The 17,808-nt window shown below is 50.2% G+C and carries 4 protein-coding genes; all 4 read right to left on the bottom strand.

Translation table 11 applies throughout. The features are described from left to right. Window positions 1-64: 64 nt before the first annotated feature. From ACRN9H_RS10185 to ACRN9H_RS10170, 4 genes are read right to left on the bottom strand one after another with little or no spacing between them, the layout of a single operon-like run. Window positions 65-6,088 carry a beta-ketoacyl synthase N-terminal-like domain-containing protein gene (locus ACRN9H_RS10185; protein WP_432313557.1) on the bottom strand — a complete coding sequence of 2,008 codons (6,024 nt, stop codon included), beginning with the start codon at window positions 6,086-6,088 and terminating at the stop codon, window positions 65-67. Further along, complete coding sequence (locus ACRN9H_RS10180) at window positions 6,085-8,409, bottom strand: PfaB family protein (protein WP_432313556.1); 2,325 nt, start codon at window positions 8,407-8,409, stop codon at window positions 6,085-6,087. The genes ACRN9H_RS10185 and ACRN9H_RS10180 overlap by 4 nt, the downstream gene beginning before the upstream one ends. Then, window positions 8,406-16,667: an SDR family NAD(P)-dependent oxidoreductase gene (locus ACRN9H_RS10175; RefSeq protein ID WP_432313555.1), complete on the bottom strand. Its 8,262-nt coding sequence runs from the start codon at window positions 16,665-16,667 to the stop codon at window positions 8,406-8,408. The genes ACRN9H_RS10180 and ACRN9H_RS10175 overlap by 4 nt, the downstream gene beginning before the upstream one ends. Beyond that, a complete protein-coding gene (locus tag ACRN9H_RS10170; RefSeq protein WP_432313554.1) occupies window positions 16,664-17,533 on the bottom strand; it encodes a transcriptional regulator in 870 nt (289 codons plus the stop codon). Before ACRN9H_RS10170 ends, ACRN9H_RS10175 begins: the two co-directional genes overlap by 4 nt. Window positions 17,534-17,808 lie beyond the last annotated feature (275 nt).

The raw sequence follows: 17,808 nt of genomic DNA, 5'->3' as shown, positions 1-17,808 counted from the left end.
GTGTAAAAAGCCAACGCAGCGGCAGGATTATTTTTAAGTGATTCAATAAATAGAATTTACCGCATTAGGCTTCTTCAATACAGATGGCGATATCTTTGACTTCATAAATCCGCAGACCATCTTTACTCAAGTTGGCATCGCCCATAATGATGCGTTTGCCATTGTCGTCTGTCACGCTGGTAATGTGTACATCCAGTGACATCTGCTTGTTTAATGGGTTGATTTGGCCGCGATACTTCCATTTGATATCCGATAATATCTGGCCGAATTTTGGACTCTTAAAGCCCGCACCAAGGTCTTGGTCAATCGCATAGGTTTGCATCAGCTCGATAATCGCTTCAACCCCTAATGAGCCTGGCATTACCGGATCTTGATGGAAGTGGAATTGGAAGAACCAATCACTCGGGTCAATGGTGCGCTCGGCGTACAAATAGCCAAGGCCCGCTTTACCGCCAGCTTTCACGATTTCAGCCTTGTCGATAAAGTTAAGCTGACCGCCCGCTAAACGGTAATGCGGCTGACCTTCTGGCGCGTTAAAGCTGCGATGCTGTTTATCTAACAGATTGATTTGGCTATCGGCGGCTATACCATTTTGCACATGCCAAGGCTGTGTGGTTTTGCCGTTGTCTATGCCGAGTTGGTTTTTCAGCGCTTCGCCCTTGAAGTAACCAAATACCGCTTTACCTTGGTAGAAAGGCTCTCCATCGCAGCTTAATTCGAAGCTAAAATTCTGGATAATGTTACTGCCAGCAATCACAGTCGATAACAGACGTGAGTCGTTCACTATGGTTTTACCGCGTAAATCCACATGGCGCAGCAGCTTACCGCTACCGTCTAAGTTGCGGAAAAACAGCTCTTGGCCGGGGAAGCCCAAGGTGGTGCCCATATAGCCTGAGATAAAGCCGTTTGGCTGCAGTGATATTTCCATCAGCACAGAATAGGGCATCACGGCTTGATGGCTATTTTTGTCGTAATACCAAGCGTTTGCGGGCACTTCGTATTCAGCGATACACGAAGAGGGCTTTTTCAGCTCGCCGCGTTTGCCGTCAATTGCAATGACGCGAGTCGTGAGCTGCAAATCACCGCAAGGCGTGCGCGGTGGAATAAGACCGCGATAGATGCTGAAATCAGGGCCGAAGCAGTTTTCGATATCGCCAGTGGCAAATTCGAACATGTGATACGGCGTGAACGGCAGGGTATCGGGCACGCGGTTAGCGTACTTTGAATCCGCTGGCGCAATCGGCGCAGACACATGCTTAAGCGGCACTACGCCTTTATTGGTTGGTGCAGTTAAATCTGGCAGCTGCGCCATCAGCGGCGCAGCTAATGATACGGGTGTTGTTGAAACCAGCGGCGCAGCCGAAGCAGTATTTTTAGCTACATTTTTAGTTGTATTGTTAGCTGTGCTGGCATGATTATCCGCGAGGTAGCGGGTGCATTCGGCTTCTTCTTTGATCATCACCCCAAGGTTTTGGAAATCCACCACCACTTTGCCGTTAAGCAGAATATCGATATTCGCCTTAGCATACGGGCGCGGGCTCATACCTATTTCGGTGATTTCCATGCGATAGGTGAGCAGGCCAGATTGCGGCAAAACCTGACCGCGACAGCGCACTTTTTGTGATGCGTTTTCGAGCGGTTGGAAACGACCATCTTTAACACCGAGGTGCATTCCAATGTGCAGCATAAAGAATTGCAGTAATTGACCACAGCCTTCGGCCATTAACGAGCCCGCCATCACTTGGTCGCCCTTGAAATGACATGGGAAATACCAATGATCGGCTTCGAGCTGCTTATGGCCTTGAACTGAACCTAAGCCCCACGCGCCGCCATGCACCTCAAGATTGCTGACCTGTTCAATCATCAGGAATTTTTCAGATGCAAAACATAAAGAGGGCTGCAAACCATATTGGGCTTGATGCGCCGCGTGTGCACCGCCAAAACAGCCACCGATATCCGCGCCGAGCAGTTTATGGATTTGGCTGTAATCAAATTGGTTTTGCGCGCAGTTCAGTAACGGATTAAAGCGCGGCTTATTCGGATTATTCAAGGCAAGGTTGCGCGCTTTGATTTCGGCTTCGGTGTGAATAACGCCTTTGCCGTCGGCGAGTTCCTTGTCGGTGAAGAAGCCGGCACAGCCGCCATCCATTTTCAGGATCAGCTTGTCGCCCACGAAACATTCGTAGGAGAAGAAGAACAACAAGGTATCGCCATTGCGGGCAAAGTGATTGATGGAAATGTCGTAGCGCAGGGTGTCGCCACCGCGCGGTAAGTCGCCAAGGAAGGTCAGGGTGCAATCGAGCAGACGATAAACGCGCTCGCCTTTATTTTCAAAGTCGATACCTAAGTAGCTGATCAGCATTAAGTCGCATTGACCCGATTCAACGGCCACGGCCCACGGGATTTGGCCATCGACCAAATACGGCGCGTCCACAGGAATGTCGTATTCTGTGGTCATGGTGCAAGGCTGATATTGGTTCATCTGGGCGTTTAATTTCGTTACCCGAGATACCAGTAAATAGTCTGTGGTTGGCAGGCGTACACGGCGAGAATAGCTGTCGATAATGGCGTAATCTTGGCCAAAGACGTTAGCGATATTACCTTCGGCGTACTCGACTAAATCCGCATAATCCCAAATGCAAGGCTTGCTTATCGGTGTTGGCGGCGTGTACAGAGGCACTTTTGCATGGTTTGGATAAAGCGCAGCTGGGTTTGCCTCTGAGTTAACAACTGGAGCTAGCTCAGGTGTATGAGCTGATGCATACGCTGGCGCCTGAACGATGGCTTGCTGTTGTAGCGGCGCAACTTGGTCATTGACGGCTAACTCGCTGGCAAGCTGGGCTTTCATCAAGGCATCGGCTAGTTTCAAGCCTTCAGCACGGCTTTGTAAAAAGGCTAGATGTGCTTCACGGGCGAGTTGCTGATTACGTATAAATGCAGCGTCTTTTAGCTCTGCTTGAGCGGCGTTGTTATTGGGTGTACTTAGGGCATTAATTGGCATGCTGCTTAATGTCTCTTTTTGTAGAGCCGTGGTTGGGCTGCTTGTTGCAAAGCCACTCGTGTCTTTGCTCGCTATTGGGGCCAAATGTTTGCGTTGGCTGTGCGCTGGCAATGCCGTCATGGCTCGGGCTTTTTGTTGTATAGCATCAAGGCCTGCGAGCGGCGTATCAAGGATATGCTGATAGATATCGCGGCCACCGAGTGTCACTTGTTTTATTAAGTGTTTTTGCTCAGAAAGCGTTAAGTCTTGATCTAGCCTTTGCTGCAAATTGTATGCTTGCGTGGCACTTTGGCTGAGCAGTAACTGCGAGCATTTACCTTGGCTAAACGTGGCAACGAGCGCGTGCTGCTGAGCTTGAGAAGAATGCTTGTTAAGTTGCGCTTGATTTTTAAGCTGCACCTGATTTTTAAGCTGAAGCAGCGCGCTCAAAATACTCGCCATTCCCGCAGCGGCAAAGTTGTGGCCTAGGGTATCAGCGGCTTGGCTGCGCTGGTTCACACTCGGCAACAGGGTATTGAGTACCAACTCTGGAAGGCTGAGTTGCTCAACTGCAATACTGGTTTCAATCAAGCTAATCTGGCTGCTATTCACCTTGGCTTGGGTTAGCAAGTCATCGCAAATGCGCGCTGTGTTGCTATTACCTTGTATGTCACAAATCGCGCCAAATACTTGGCCGCTGATGTGACCATAACAGTCGCCATAGTTGTTGCTATTGGCATTGTCAGCGGCAGTGCTTGGCTGGGCTGCACTTGATTGTGTTGTCGTGAGCACTAATGCGCCTGCACCTTCACCAACTTTCCAGCCTGTGTCAGTGGCAGTAAATGCCACTGGCGATACGGCGTTTTTGAGGATCACTTGCTCAAGGCTGCCACTTAAATCGACGGCGGCGATCACTACGGCATCTAAGGATTCTTGGGATAACAGGTTTTCGGCCACATCGATACAGCGGGCGACCGATTGCTCCGCCGCCGAAATGGTAAAGGCAGGGCCGTTAAAGTCCCAAAGGGATGCGATGCGTGACGCCATGATATTGCCAATAAAACTGGTGTATTGATTCAGTTTGGCGGCATCGAGCACACTGTCCATGGCGATTTTTTCAAGGGCTAGATATTCCTCATGCGAGAGTGTTATCCCTTGTTTTTTAAGGCTGTCTGCCAGTTGAGTGTGTAGATTTACGCGGCCACGGAACTGGTGTAATTCCAGTTCAGTTTCCATCGCCACTAATACAGCAACCTTGCCACCGGGCTTTAAGTTGGCATCACGGATCGCTTCATCGGCCACTTTGATCAGCAGCAGTTGCTGGGAGATCAGGCGGTCATCCTCATTGGGCGGCACCTTAAAACGCAGGAAGTCAAAATCGAACTGGTCGATATATGCGCCTTGCGGTACAGAAAGCAAGCCAAAGTTAGCTAAAATCTCAGGATGTTTATCTAAGCCTTTCCAACGTTTAGTGGGCAGCGGGATAAAGGCATGTTGCCGAGTATGAATCGTGTTATCCAGTGCATTTATGGAGGATAAAGGCCCGAAGTGTGATGCTAAGCCAATGATATTTAATGGCGTATGCTGGTAACTTACTGTGGCTGTGGCTGCGGCTTGTTCATTCTTTTTGTTTGTATTGGCAGCATAGGATTCCAGCAATAAATGCGCGTTACAGCCGCCAAAACCAAACACAGAAACACCCGCGTGGCGGCGGTCATTGCCGGCTTTATCGGGCCAAGCATGCAGTTCTGTCGGTAGATTTTTAGCGCTAAATAAGCCCTTAGGCGAGGATATCGGCGCTGATAAGTTAATACTTGGCGGCAGTCGACCCGAGCGCATGGCAAAAATCATCTTCATGATCCCCGGCATGCCCGCGGCTGTGAGTAAATGGCCTAAGTTGGATTTTGCCGAACCGATCAGCGGCACTGCTGAGCCCGCGAGTTTGTCCTCAAAAAAGCGTTCCATCGAAGCGAGTTCGACCTTATCCCCAAGCGGCGTGCCTGTGGCATGGCATTCAATCACTTCGATATTGGCGGGCAGTGTGTTTGCGGCACTATAGGCGCGCTCGAAGGCTTGCACTTGGCCCTTGCTGTTGGGGCTTAATACAAACTGGCCTTTACCGTCGTTCGACAAACCAATGCCGCTAACGACGGCATAGATGTTATCGCCATCGCGCTCGGCATCTTCTAAGCGTTTTAAGACTAAAACCCCTGCGCCTTCTCCGGCGAATAAGCCCTTGCTGTTGCTATCAAAGGGCGCCGAAATACCATGGTCTGGGTAGGCGTGGAAAATCGAGAATCCCATGTTGATAAAGAAGGGATCTGCGCCCGATACTGCGCCCGCAAGCATCATATCGGCCTTGCCTGTGGTCAGGTAATCGCAGGCGAGTTTAAGTGCGTAAACCGAGCTGGCGCAGGCGGCGTCCAGACTTAACTGAGTGCCACCTAAACCGAGTGCATCGCTGACCAGCTTTGAGGCTGTGTGGGCAACGGCGCCATTGGCGACGTTTAATGCTTGCTCGACGTTTAACGCTTCTCCAGCGTGAGCTTGGTTAAAATCAGCCAGTTGAAAAGCGCTTTGGTTAAGTTTGTTTTGCAGCGCCTTTTCAACGGTTTGATGATACAGAGGCAAAAACAGTTCGTTGGAGCGGGCAGTGGGGAACGACAAGGTTCCCATCACGATACCTGTGCGCGCCAGTACGGCATCGCTTTGTGCAATCCCTGCGTCTTGGAGGGCTTTGCGACTGCAATCGAGTGCCCATAAAAAGCTTTCATCTAAACCGTCAAAGGCAGACTCAGGCAGTTGATAACCTTTGGCATCAAACTGGAAGTGTTGGATGTAGCCGCCTTTATCACAGTAAAAACGGTCAGACTGACCCTGCACACCTTGGTAATCGGCGGGATTAGCATTGAGCTTTTCGCGACTGATTTGGGTGCGAGAGTCTTTTTTATCCAACAGATTTTGCCAGAAGGTTTGCGGATTATCGGCGTCAGGATACTGAGTCGCGAGACCGACGATCGCGATTTTTGGCGCACTGTTTGATGCGCGGTTTGACGCAATGGTAGGTACGGTAGTTTTATCAATCGTAGGGGAATGCTGAGAACTCACTGGGGTTCTCCTTCTGGTAATGCTGCTGATGATAAAGGGGCTGCGTTAGCACTTAGTGGCTGAATGAGCGGCGCGAGCGAAAGCGGTACTCTGTGGCTTATCAGCTGAGCTAAACACTTGAGTAAGCTGGTGATCGCGTCAGCACCTTTGGCATTGCAAGCAATGGCGGCTGTCGCCGCGTTCGCAGTGCTTTGGCTTGCGTGGGCGTGGCTGATTTTATCTATGAGTGTGCTGGTTTGCCTATCGGCGCCCACTTCGACAAACAGCCTTGCGCCTTGCTCAGTGGCATTTTGAATGAGCGCACTAAAGTCGAGCGGCGAACAAAAGGTATCGGCAATCGCGCGGCCAATGCTGTGGCTATCAAGGGTTACTGGCGCAGTTTGCGCTGCGCTGATAAAGCGAATAGGCAGATCTTGCGCCGCCGCTTTCAGCGCCTCAGGTTTTAGCGCTTGAGTATAGAAATCTTGTACTTGCCCATGGACTAACATAGCTGGTGCGGTATGCATGGCCGTGACTCGATTGGCGGCAATCCCGCGCTTACCTAACTTTGCAAGCAGGGCTTTGCAGCTTGTTTCGCAACCTGCAATGACGCAGGTATCACCTTGAATGATGGCTAAGTAGGCGCGAGGGAACTCTGGCAGTAATGCTTTGATTTCGTTGCTATCGGCGCGCACCACAAAGCTGTTCCACACTATGGATTCATCATCCTTAAGCTGCCATGCTCGGCGCACTGCGGTTAGCTCGCCAGAAATGGCATGGTTGAAAATATCGCTATTTTCAGTGGCATTGATCATCCCGTGGGGCGTTTGCCACACATCTAGGCTGGCCCACATGGCCGCTTCGCCCATTGAGTAACCGAGCGCCATTTTAGGCTTAATATTAAAGACTTGGGTCAACAGTTTAGTGAATAGATAACTGGCACCCACGCCACTAATCGCTTGCTGACTTAGGTTCATGCCAGCCGCGGTTTTAACATCTGCCGCATATATCAGCGGAGATTGCAGCATGGCGCTTAAATCGCCTTCACGCTCCAGTTGGTGATACAGCGCGGGGAAATACTCATGCAAGTTATTGAACATATTGGCGTAAACCGTGCCAACGCCGGGATATACAAAGGTGAGTCCCGCATCCCCTAGCGGCTTAGCGGTAAAGCAGCTGCCCGCTGGGGTCTTAAAGTGTTGACCGTGATGATGAATAGCATCACTTTCAAGCGCCGTAAGCATGGCTTTGGCTTCAAGTCTGAGGTCATCAATCGATGCAGCCATTAAGACTAATGCTAGTGGTGCGTTGGCATCATAGCGTTCAAACCAAGGTTTGAGATATTCCGCGCTAAAGTCCGTGCTATTTTCCAGAGTGCCCGCACCATTTTCTACTGTGTTAACTATCTGCAATATTTGCGCGATGAGATCATCAATATTGTCAGCGCTTATCGGCACAAACAGCCTGTTTTCATCGACAAGGGCTTTGGGCGCGGCAAGTTGTGTGCCTTGGGTCAGCACTAGGCTCTGGCTTAGATTTCGAGACTCATCCGCTTGATGTGACGTCTTTGCTACAAGATTTAGACACAACACCCGCGCTTGATGTTGGTCGCTAAACCAATAGCCAGCTTGATGATTGGTGTTGTTTGTCTGTTTTATATCAGTAGTGCCTTTAAGCGGCGATTGTGTTCGCGCGGCGAGTGCGGTTACACCTTGGCGTAGCGCAACAAATGCCTCGTTGAGAGTGTTGGCGACAGTCTGATGTTGAACGGTTTGAGCTGGGCTGCGCTTTGCTGCCGCTAATGCCGCATTAGCAACAGTCGCCGCATTTTCAACTGCCACATTTGTAACACCTGTAGTCTCATTGCCAGCGGCAAAACCAGCAATAAACGCGTGGGCGTGAAGGCGCAGTTTGGCGGCGCGTAAACCATCGAGCAAATACAGAGACAGGGGCCGATTGCCATCATTGAATTTAAGTTCAACGAGCTTGCCTTGCTCAATAGCTGTTGTTGCTTGGCCTAACAAGGCAGTGAGCGACCTTTGCTCATGCACTGACGGTTCATGCTCTTTTGGTTCATGAGCTGTCGGCCTATGTACTGTCGATTGGTTGGCATTGGCAGCGCAAATCTGAACTCTTTCACGTTCCGCAAACGTGCCTAATACTTGGGCTGAGTGAGAGTCAAGGTTGACGGCATCGCCAAGCAACACTGCAATACGCAGTGGCTTGGCAAGCTTTTCAGTAATAACCGTGTCTGCAATAGCCTTGTCGGCATTAGCTGTGTCAGCTATCGACGTTTCAGTTTGGCCGCTATGGGTCGTTGCTAAAGGGTGGGCTAAGTTCACTCGACTTTTGCCTCCACGCTTTCAATGGCTTTATTCGCAGCGGTTTGATTAGCAGCAACTTTATTGGCTAAGAATGCACCGTTGAGGTTTTTGCTGATGGTGACTTTGGCGTTGTTCATCTCGCAGCTCAAGCGGCCATCTTGATGATACAGCGCAATATTGGCTTCAAGGGCACGGCCAGAGTGTTTTACCACCTCGAGCACTAGATAGCCTTTATCGCCAAAGGCAAACGGCGCATGGGAGATAAACTCACCAATGCTTGATGGCAAACTCGCCGCACCATATTTGAGTCTCGCCCACACCAGCATCGCCTGCAGCAACAAATCTTCCGCAAAGGCTTGTGAGCCTTTAGGGGCCAGATTGGGCACAAAACTCCCGCAGTCCGCTAACGCAACATGGGGAAGACTTACCTTGGCGACTAAGCTCGCATCGTCAAACTTCACCACAGACTCAATACCTTGCAGTCTTGGGCCGTGGAAAAGCGTGCCGTCGCTGTAAAGGCTGCTTGCGGTTGTGATGGCAGAAAGTCCTGCCAAGCTATGCGCGTCAAAGGCGGTTGCTTTGCTGTTAGTGGCTAAGTAATCGTTAGCCGCGTCATCAACAGTATCATCAACGACTAGGATGGCCTGATATTGCGGACGACCTTCAAAGCTGATTAAGGCACTGAATTGTCCACTCAAGTACTCGTCTGTGTCTTTCGCGGCTTTATCCGTTAACGCAATCGGTGCAAGCTCAAGTTCTAGCGTGATGGGGGCTGCACTTTCTAACGCTCCATTTTGTAACACGGCAGTGTCGAAAATAATGCCCTTCAACAGCTTGTAGCTTTGCACTTTGACAGGCTGCTTGAGCACATCAAAGGCGGCTTCACGCATCCACTGAATCGCGCACACAGTCGGTAATACGGGATTACCGTTAATGCAATGATCTTCAATAAAGATCATTGCCTTAGGGTCCAGTGTGCGCTGCAGTTTTACAGCGCTTATATTTACAGCGCTTATATTTACAGCGCTTGGATTTAAAGCGTTAAGCAAAGCATGCGGATCCGACGCGTCAGTGGTCAGATCCGCTTCAGGCTTTTTTAGATTACTACCTTCAGTTTCTTGTACTTCGTTAGGCGTGTCGTCATGAGGTGCGCTGCCTTGCATGTCAGTACCGACCAGCAATTGTGCGCCTGTATTGCTCAGTAATTGGCTCGCAAATAACTCAGCACCCGCCTTTAGCGGGATCACATAAACACCGCGATCCATAAACATCTTTTTCAGCGCAGGATTCACCATGCCGCCATCCCACGGACCCCAATCGAAGCTCATCACTTTGGCATTTGGCAGTTGCTGCGCCAGTTGCAGTGCGGCTTTGTTGAGTATGTCGTTGGACATAGCGTAATCGCTTTGGCCGGTATTGCCGTAAAAACCCGCCGCCGAAGAGAACAGGGCGATCAGTTTTACTTTATCTAAATCCAGTGCGGCAAGCAGATTGCTAATGCCTGTGACCTTAGTGCCATACACCCGTGCTAATTCATCTAAGGTCTTGTCTTGAATGTGTTTATCGGCGAGTACGCCCGCACCATGAATGATGCCGGTAATAGGTGATAACTCGGTGATCGGCACTATCGTGCTGGCGATCGCGTCTGGATTGTTAACATCGAGGCTTAAGTACTCGGCACTCGCGCCTACTGCGGTAAAGGCTTGCAGTGCTGCTGCAATTTCTTGGCTGCTTTGAACTGGCCATACTAAGGCATCCACTTGTTTTGGGGTGGGTTTCTCACCCAAGCTTTGAATATGGGCAATGGCAGCGGCTTTAAGTTCACTGTTATTCTTACCCTGTGCCCAAGCAGGAATGGCTTGTTGGCTGCTTCTGCCAGCAAGGATAAAGTGCGCCTTGCTGCGTTTTGCCAGACTCAAGGCACATTCAAAGGTCACGCCTTTTGCGCCGCCAGTCACCAGTATTTTATCTGCATTGGTCAAGTTAGCTGCGCTGTGGCGGGTATCTGCCTTGCCTGCAACTAAGGTTACGCGTGCCAGCGTTTCTGTTGCGCCTGCTTCACTCACACCGACTTCTAATAGCTTATCGGTTGCAAATAACTCAGCGATGACCGCATTGGCCAGTTGTTTGGCATCAAGTGCTGGCGCGATATCTAAGGCGCGGCAATGCACGCTTGGCCACTCGTGGCTCAAGGTTTTCGTCAGACCTGCTAATGCCGCTTGGTTTAACTCGCTGCGGGCAATTTGGCTGTGGTTAAGATAACCAAAACCACCGTCGATACGACTGACGCTGATAAAGCTGCTATCAGTATTTGCCGTTGCTGCTGTTGTTAAAAGCGGTTGTAAGTGTTTGGCGAACAAGAACGCTTGCTCGACCGACGCTTTGGCGGCACTGGACAACACTAAACCTTTCGCATCGGCTGAGGTTTTATGTTGTGGTTGCAGATGAATAAAGCCTGCAACTGTACCTAAGCTTTTGATCTCATTAATCACTGCGCTGATGCTGGTATCGTCAATCGCCGCCAATGTGAAGCTGGCAATGTGGCTATTGAGCGGTGATGCACTGGCTACAAGGCTTTCTGGCGAGCGCACAACCGCAACCGTTAGACCTTGAGCATGCAATTTCTCGGCAAGTACGCCAGCATTGTGACCATCATCGCTAATGATAATGCAGGCATCTTTAGCAAAAACACGTGGCAGAGCTTTTTGTGCTGATTGCTGCGTTAGCTCAGCCGCCGCTGGCAACTTTTTTAGCACTACCTCGCTATGGGGTGGTAAATCATGTGGTGGCAAATCGATAGTAGGTTCAGGCTGAACGACAGCGCTAATTGGCGCGGCATTCTGGCTTACCGCGTTTTGGCCTAGCTTGCTTTGCCCTATTTCTTTCGAAAAGAGTGCAACGATTTCACCTAAGGTGCGACACTCGGCCAGATCTTCAGGATTGAGTTCAGGCAAACCCGGTAGCTCGTCTTGCACTGTGCCTAAAATTTCAACGCGCTTGATGGAATCGATACCTAGATCGGCTTCCATATCCATGCTGAGTTCTAGCATTTCAGTGGGGTAGCCCGTCTTGTCGGCCACTACTGACATCATGGTTCGTTGGACTTTTTCAGCACTTAAGCCGTTATTTGTTGTAGCGGTAACAGTGACTTGCGCTGCTGTTGTAGCTGAAACCGAGCCAACCGCAGGTAGTTTGCTGTTCCCTATTTCTTTCGAAAAGAGTTCAACGATTTCACCTAAGGTGCGACACTCGGCCAGATCTTCAGGATTGAGTTCAGGTAAGCCCGGCAGTTCGTCTTGCACTGTACCTAAGATTTCAACGCGCTTGATGGAATCGATACCGAGATCGGCTTCCATGTCCATGCTGAGCTCCAGCATTTCAGTGGGGTAGCCCGTCTTGTCGGCCACCACAGCCATCATGGTTTGTTGAACAAGAGCAGCACTTAAGCCGTTAGATGCAGGAACTGCAATGGTTTGCGCAACTGGCGCTGCTGTCAAAGCAATAGCTCCCGCTGCAGGTAATTTGCTATTCATATAGCTTACGATTTCACCTAAGGTGCGACACTCGGCGAGATCCTCTGGGCTAAGTTCGGGTAAGCCCGGTAGCTCGTCTTGCACTGTGCCTAAGATTTCAACGCGCTTGATGGAGTCGATACCGAGATCGGCTTCCATATCCATGCCAAGCTCTAGCATTTCAGTGGGGTAGCCTGTCTTGTCGGCCACCACAGCCATCATGGTTTGTTGAACAAGAGCAGCACTTAAGCCGTTAGATGCAGGAACTGCAATGGTTTGCGCAACTGGCGCTGCTGTCGAAGCAATAGCTCCCGCTGCAGGTAATTTGCTATTCATATAGCTTACGATTTCACCTAAGGTGCGACACTCGGCGAGATCCTCTGGGCTAAGTTCGGGTAAGCCCGGTAGCTCGTCTTGCACTGTGCCTAAGATTTCAACGCGCTTAATCGAATCTATACCTAAATCGGCTTCCATATCCATGCTGAGCTCCAGCATTTCAGTCGGATAGCCTGTCTTGTCAGCCACCACAGCCATCATGGTTTGTTGTACTAACGCAGCGCTTAAACCGTTAACGGCAGGTGCGGCTGTTGCCACTTGAGTTGCCACATTTGCAGCAGTAATAGGCGTTACGATAATTGAACCCACTGCTGGAAGCTTGTCATTTTGTGTAAGCTTACTTTGCATGTAGTCAACGATTTCACCTAAGGTACGACACTCGGCCAGATCCTCTGGGCTGAGTTCAGGTAAGCCCGGCAGTTCGTCTTGCACTGTGCCTAAGATTTCAACGCGCTTGATGGAGTCGATACCTAAATCGGCTTCCATATCCATGCCAAGTTCCAGCATTTCAGTGGGGTAGCCTGTTTTATCGGCAACCACAGCCATCATGGTTTGTTGAACAAGTGCAGCACTTAAGCCGCTCGTTGCTGGTGCCGCAGGTGTCACTTCTGGCATCACTACAGCAGGCATGACTAATGCAGGAGCGGCAGGAGCTGCTGGCGCAACTTGTACAGTCACAGCAGGTGAATAAGCAACGGGAGCGGTTTGCACAACAGGCGCAACAGGTGTGCTAACCGCGGGTCTCGTCGCAACAGCTTGAGCCGCTACTGGTGCAGCATTATGTGGCATTGTCGTTGCAGCAACAGGTGCAGGAGCCGGCGCAGTTGCTCGTGGCTGACTTGCAACTGCTGGAGTAAAGTTAATCGGCGCATTGTTTAGCATGGCCAAGGCCGCTTGGCTGCTACTGCTTTGCAGTTGCATAAATTCGGCGTGGCTTTGCAGGGTTTGCGCTTGATGCTGGTGGAACATTTCCATCGAGCGTTGCAGGCTTTCAGGGATTGCAATGCCAAGGCTTGCCATCTTGGCTTGTTCAGTCATCAGTGTCGTGAAGGTATCGCCGTATTGCTGCGGGATAGCTAAAAACTGTTGATGCAACTGCGCCGCTTGAGATTGTGCGCTGAAAAATGCCGTTAATGCATCGCCGCTGACGTTTGGTGTGCTTGGGCTTAACTGCGCCGTCGCTTGCTGCTGGTGATTGTTTAAGCCTTGCGTCACGCTTGAGGATTTTTGTTTCATTTCAACAGCTGCCACTTGATTCGCTTCCACTTCTATTATTTTCTCAACAACTTTTTCGACGATGACTTCTTTCTCAACAATTTTTTCGACTTCTTTTTCGACAACCGTTTCAACGATGCGATCCACATATTGCACTTGGCTAGTCACGCTGCCTGTGGCGAGGGATTTGGCCATCTTAGCTTTGGTCGCAGCACTAATATGGTTAGTGGCGGTGAGTTTGATGTTCATCGCCGATGGCGCTTCACGCTCGGCAATCTCTTGTGACGTGACGGCTTGATAGGGGTCAACCTCAGTTAACGCCACACCGGCTACCGCGAGTTGTACTGCGGCTAAGCGTAATTGACTGTCACTGTCGCCCTTAGGATTAGGGTTCATGCTGACAAGGCAAAGCTCATTTAAGTGTTCACCTAAGGTATTTTCAACTAACTTTTGCAGTATGTTCTTAGGGCCAAACTCAACAAAAACACGGGCGCCAGCGTCATACATGGCCTGCAGTTGTTCGCTAAAGCGAACCGATTGCAGCATGTGTTGTTTGAATTCTGCTTTAATCGCTTTGCCATCGGTTGGGTGCAATTGACCTGTGCTGTTGGCATAAAGCATTACTTTTGGTGCGCTAAATTTTGCTTTATCAATGGCTTTGGCAAAGGGTTTTTGTGCGTGTCCAACCAATGGAGTATGGAACGCGCCTGAGACAGGCAGGGCAATCGCTTTAAAGCCCAGTTCGCTAATGGCTTTCGCGGCCAGCTGAGTTTGCTCTGTGCCACCTGCGATGACTAATTGTGTCGGCGCGTTGTAGTTGGCAATTTTAACGCCATCAAACTGGGCTAAACAGCTATTGAGCGCATCGATATCATTCTTTTGCTTAAGAATGATGGCGAACATGGTTCCTAAATCAACTTGAGTCCCTAAGTCTGCTGCTTTACTCGCGGTATCGCTCGGCACTTGCGCCATGGCATGTCCGCGGGCGAAGGCCAGTTCGACGTAATCATCATTGGAAATCACGCCTGCCGCGCAAAGGGCTGACAGTTCACCAAAGCTGTGGCCTGCCACCATATCGGGGGCAAAACCCGCTTGCGTTAATAGCGAATATTGCGCCATTGAAACCGCGCCTATGGCGCTTTGAGCGAACATAGTATTGGTCAGCGCCGCTTCTTGGGTTTTCACCGCATCGGCATCGAATGCTGGAATAGGGTAAAGGATGTTGGATAACGGTGTTTGGCCGTGGTGAGCAAATACCTTATCGCTGGCCGTCACTTGTTGGCGCATTTCCGGGAAATGGCAGGCGAGTTCGCGGCCCATGTTCAGGTACTGTGAACCTTGACCGGCAAACAGGGCGGCTACTTTCTTTGATTCACTCTTGGCCACTAAGGCATGAGAGCGGTAGCTGATACCAGAAGGTAATTGCCACGCCTCGTTGGCATTACTTTCTAGGTGCCCGCTTTCTAAATGCGCACTGCTTTCTAGATGAGAGATGGCTTGATTTAACTGAGCTTGCAGCTGAGCGATATCCTTAGCCACAAAACCTAAACGGGCATCTGTGCTTGCCAGTGTGCGCAGCGGATATTGCTGAGCGATAGCATTCAGGCTCGCAGCGCTGCTCTTATTCGCGTTTGCGCTCGTGTTCACGCTTTGGCTCAGCGCAGCTTTTAACTCGCTAAGCAGCGCGGCTTTATTGGCGGCGGCAAACAATAGCGTTTGCGGCACACTGCGCTGACGATATTGCTCATCGCGGCTGTGCTCAGGTTTGTATTCTTCTAATACAAGATGGAAGTTCGTGCCGCCAAAACCAAAGGAGCTTACACCTGCACGGCGCGGCGTTGCATCGGCGCGCTGGAACCATGGGCGAGTTTCGGTATTTAAATAGAATGGCGAACTTTCGATATTCAGTTTTGGATTAGGCTTGCTAACGTTAATGGTCGCAGGTAATACCTTGTGGTGCAGCGCTAGCGCGGCTTTGATCACCCCGGCAGTACCCGCAGTTGATTTAGTGTGGCCCACTTGGGATTTCACTGAACCTAACGCGATATGCTGATTGGTGTCGTTGCCTTGGGCAAATACCGATTTTAAGCCATTAAATTCAGCCACATCACCCGCGGCAGTACCCGTGCCGTGGGCTTCAACTAAGCCAATGCTGTGCGGGGCAAAACCTGCATCGTCGTAAGCGCGCTCCAATGCTTTAGCTTGGCCTTCAGGGCGCGGTGCATAAATACTCTTAAACTTACCGTCCGATGAGGCGCCAACGCCTTTGATGACGGCATAAATTCGGTCGCCATCGCGCTCGGCATCTTCAAGGCGCTTAAGCGCGACCATGCCAATACCTTCGCCGATCATCATGCCTTTAGAATCGATATCAAAGGGTTGAATGGTTTCGTTAGTGGTGAAGGCTGGCGTTTTTGAGAAGCTCATGTACATGGACGGCGAGTTGTCAGTACAGACACCGCCGGTTAACATCATGTCGCTGCGACCTTCGGTCAGTTCCGTCAACGCCATACGCATAGCGGCCAGCGAGCCCGCACAGGCAGCATCGACCACACAGTTCATGCCGCCAAAATCAAAACGGTTGGCGATACGGCCTGCAATCACGTTGCCTAAGGACCCTGGGAAAGAGTTTTCTTCCCAGTGGATATATTGGTCTTGGAACTTTTTGATCAGCATTTCGCTGTCTTCATCGCTCAGTCCGCTGCTTTTGAATACTTTTTTAAGCACTGGATATTGCAGGCGCGAGTTCAAGCTCTGACTGATTTTTTGACCACCGCCCACGCCCAGCGTGATGCCAATACGATCGCGATCGTAATCGGTGGGCAGATTGGCATCGGCGAGCACTTCTTTGGCGACAATCAGCGACAGCAGTTGCGAGGTATCTGTTAGCTCAAGAATATTGGGCGGCAGACCAAATTCCATGGGATTAAAGTCGACTTCAGGCAAAAAACCACCGCGTTTACAGTAGCTTTTATCAGCTTTGCTTTTGTCGGCATCGTAGTAATCTTCAGCGCGCCAATGGGTGTCTGGGATATCAGTAATGGCATCGATTTTTTCGCTAATCAAATCCCAAAATTTATTTAAATAACGCGAGTTAGCGAAGATGCTGGCCATGCCGACGATGGCAACGGGCATATCTTTCAAACGTTTGTTGAGTCGTTTATCTTTTTTTGACTCAGTCGCAGAATTAGGTACAGAAGGGGTATGGCTCATAAAGAGTCTCCACGGGTCGACCTGGATACGGTGACCTTGTTTTGGGATTCAGCCGCGCTTGTCTTTGGCGTGCCATGGGCACCGGGAAAACGGGCTAAGAAGGTGTGATAGTTGCGAACGAGCAACTTTCGTAAATGAAACGGCCCATGTCTGAGGACATAGGCGATATATCTATTGGTCGCTTGGGTATTGCTGTCTTGATAAATATCGAGGTAAATCCAATCACTTGCTGTGTCTACGCCTAATAGTACTGAGCTTGGAGCTTGCTCAGTAAGCTGCGGCGGTATGGTGAGTGACACCACTTGCACTACAGTATTGCCGTCGGTACTCGGCAATGCGAGCGCCTTAGCCAAGGTTTCTGGATTGACCGTATAGGTTTGGATATCGCTGCCTTGAGTCACAGGCAATTGATTAAAATAGCGTTCGGGGACTTGCGGTGCTTCAAATTCATCGAGCCGCGATATGCCGTAGCGCTTTAAGCAACGGGCAAGGCCGGAGCGCGACACATTGGGATTAATAAAGGTTTGGGTGACCTGAAGTAATCTATCTAAGGTGAGTTTTAGTTGATAGCGTAATCCCACCACCACATATTCTTCCATCGGCGTGAGCGTGGTATTGAGGTGATGGGGCGTGTTCGAACTGTTACTAATGGACTCACGCTTCCGCCATTTACGGACTGTTGCCTCAGTAATATTTAAAATTTTTGCCAGCTGGCTGACGCTCAGATCCGATTGCTGGATAAATAGTCGCATTTCAGGCGTAGTGGTGGCGTTTCGATGCCGAGGCGCGCTGTCTTTTTTCGCCGCTTGAGTCTTGCTCTTGGGGGCGTAAGACGGCGTTTTAGATTGAGCGTCGTGAGTTGCCATTAATAATAATTATCATCCGACATAATCTATTGGGACTGGTAAGCGATTTTTACGAAGTTACCACAGTTGCTCTTGATGAAAAGGCTGGCACTCGTTGTCAAACCAGCGCTTATCATCAGTGTCTCATAATAGGAAAGCAGATTACCTGAGGTTTCGGGTCGATACAATCATGTGGGACTGTAAATTGTAGGCTTTTGTGAGCTGAGACTATTTTTTGTGCGGTTAGTTAGATTTTAGTTTATCGTTTGGGGCTTTTAATACTTTGATAATTGAGT

It is taken from the genome of Shewanella sp. MF08487, from assembly GCF_050848685.1.
In the GTDB taxonomy this organism is placed as follows: Bacteria; Pseudomonadota; Gammaproteobacteria; order Enterobacterales; family Shewanellaceae; genus Shewanella; species Shewanella glacialipiscicola.
Note: the sequence above shows the minus strand (reverse complement) of the source record. Positions and strands in the feature narration are given on the sequence as shown.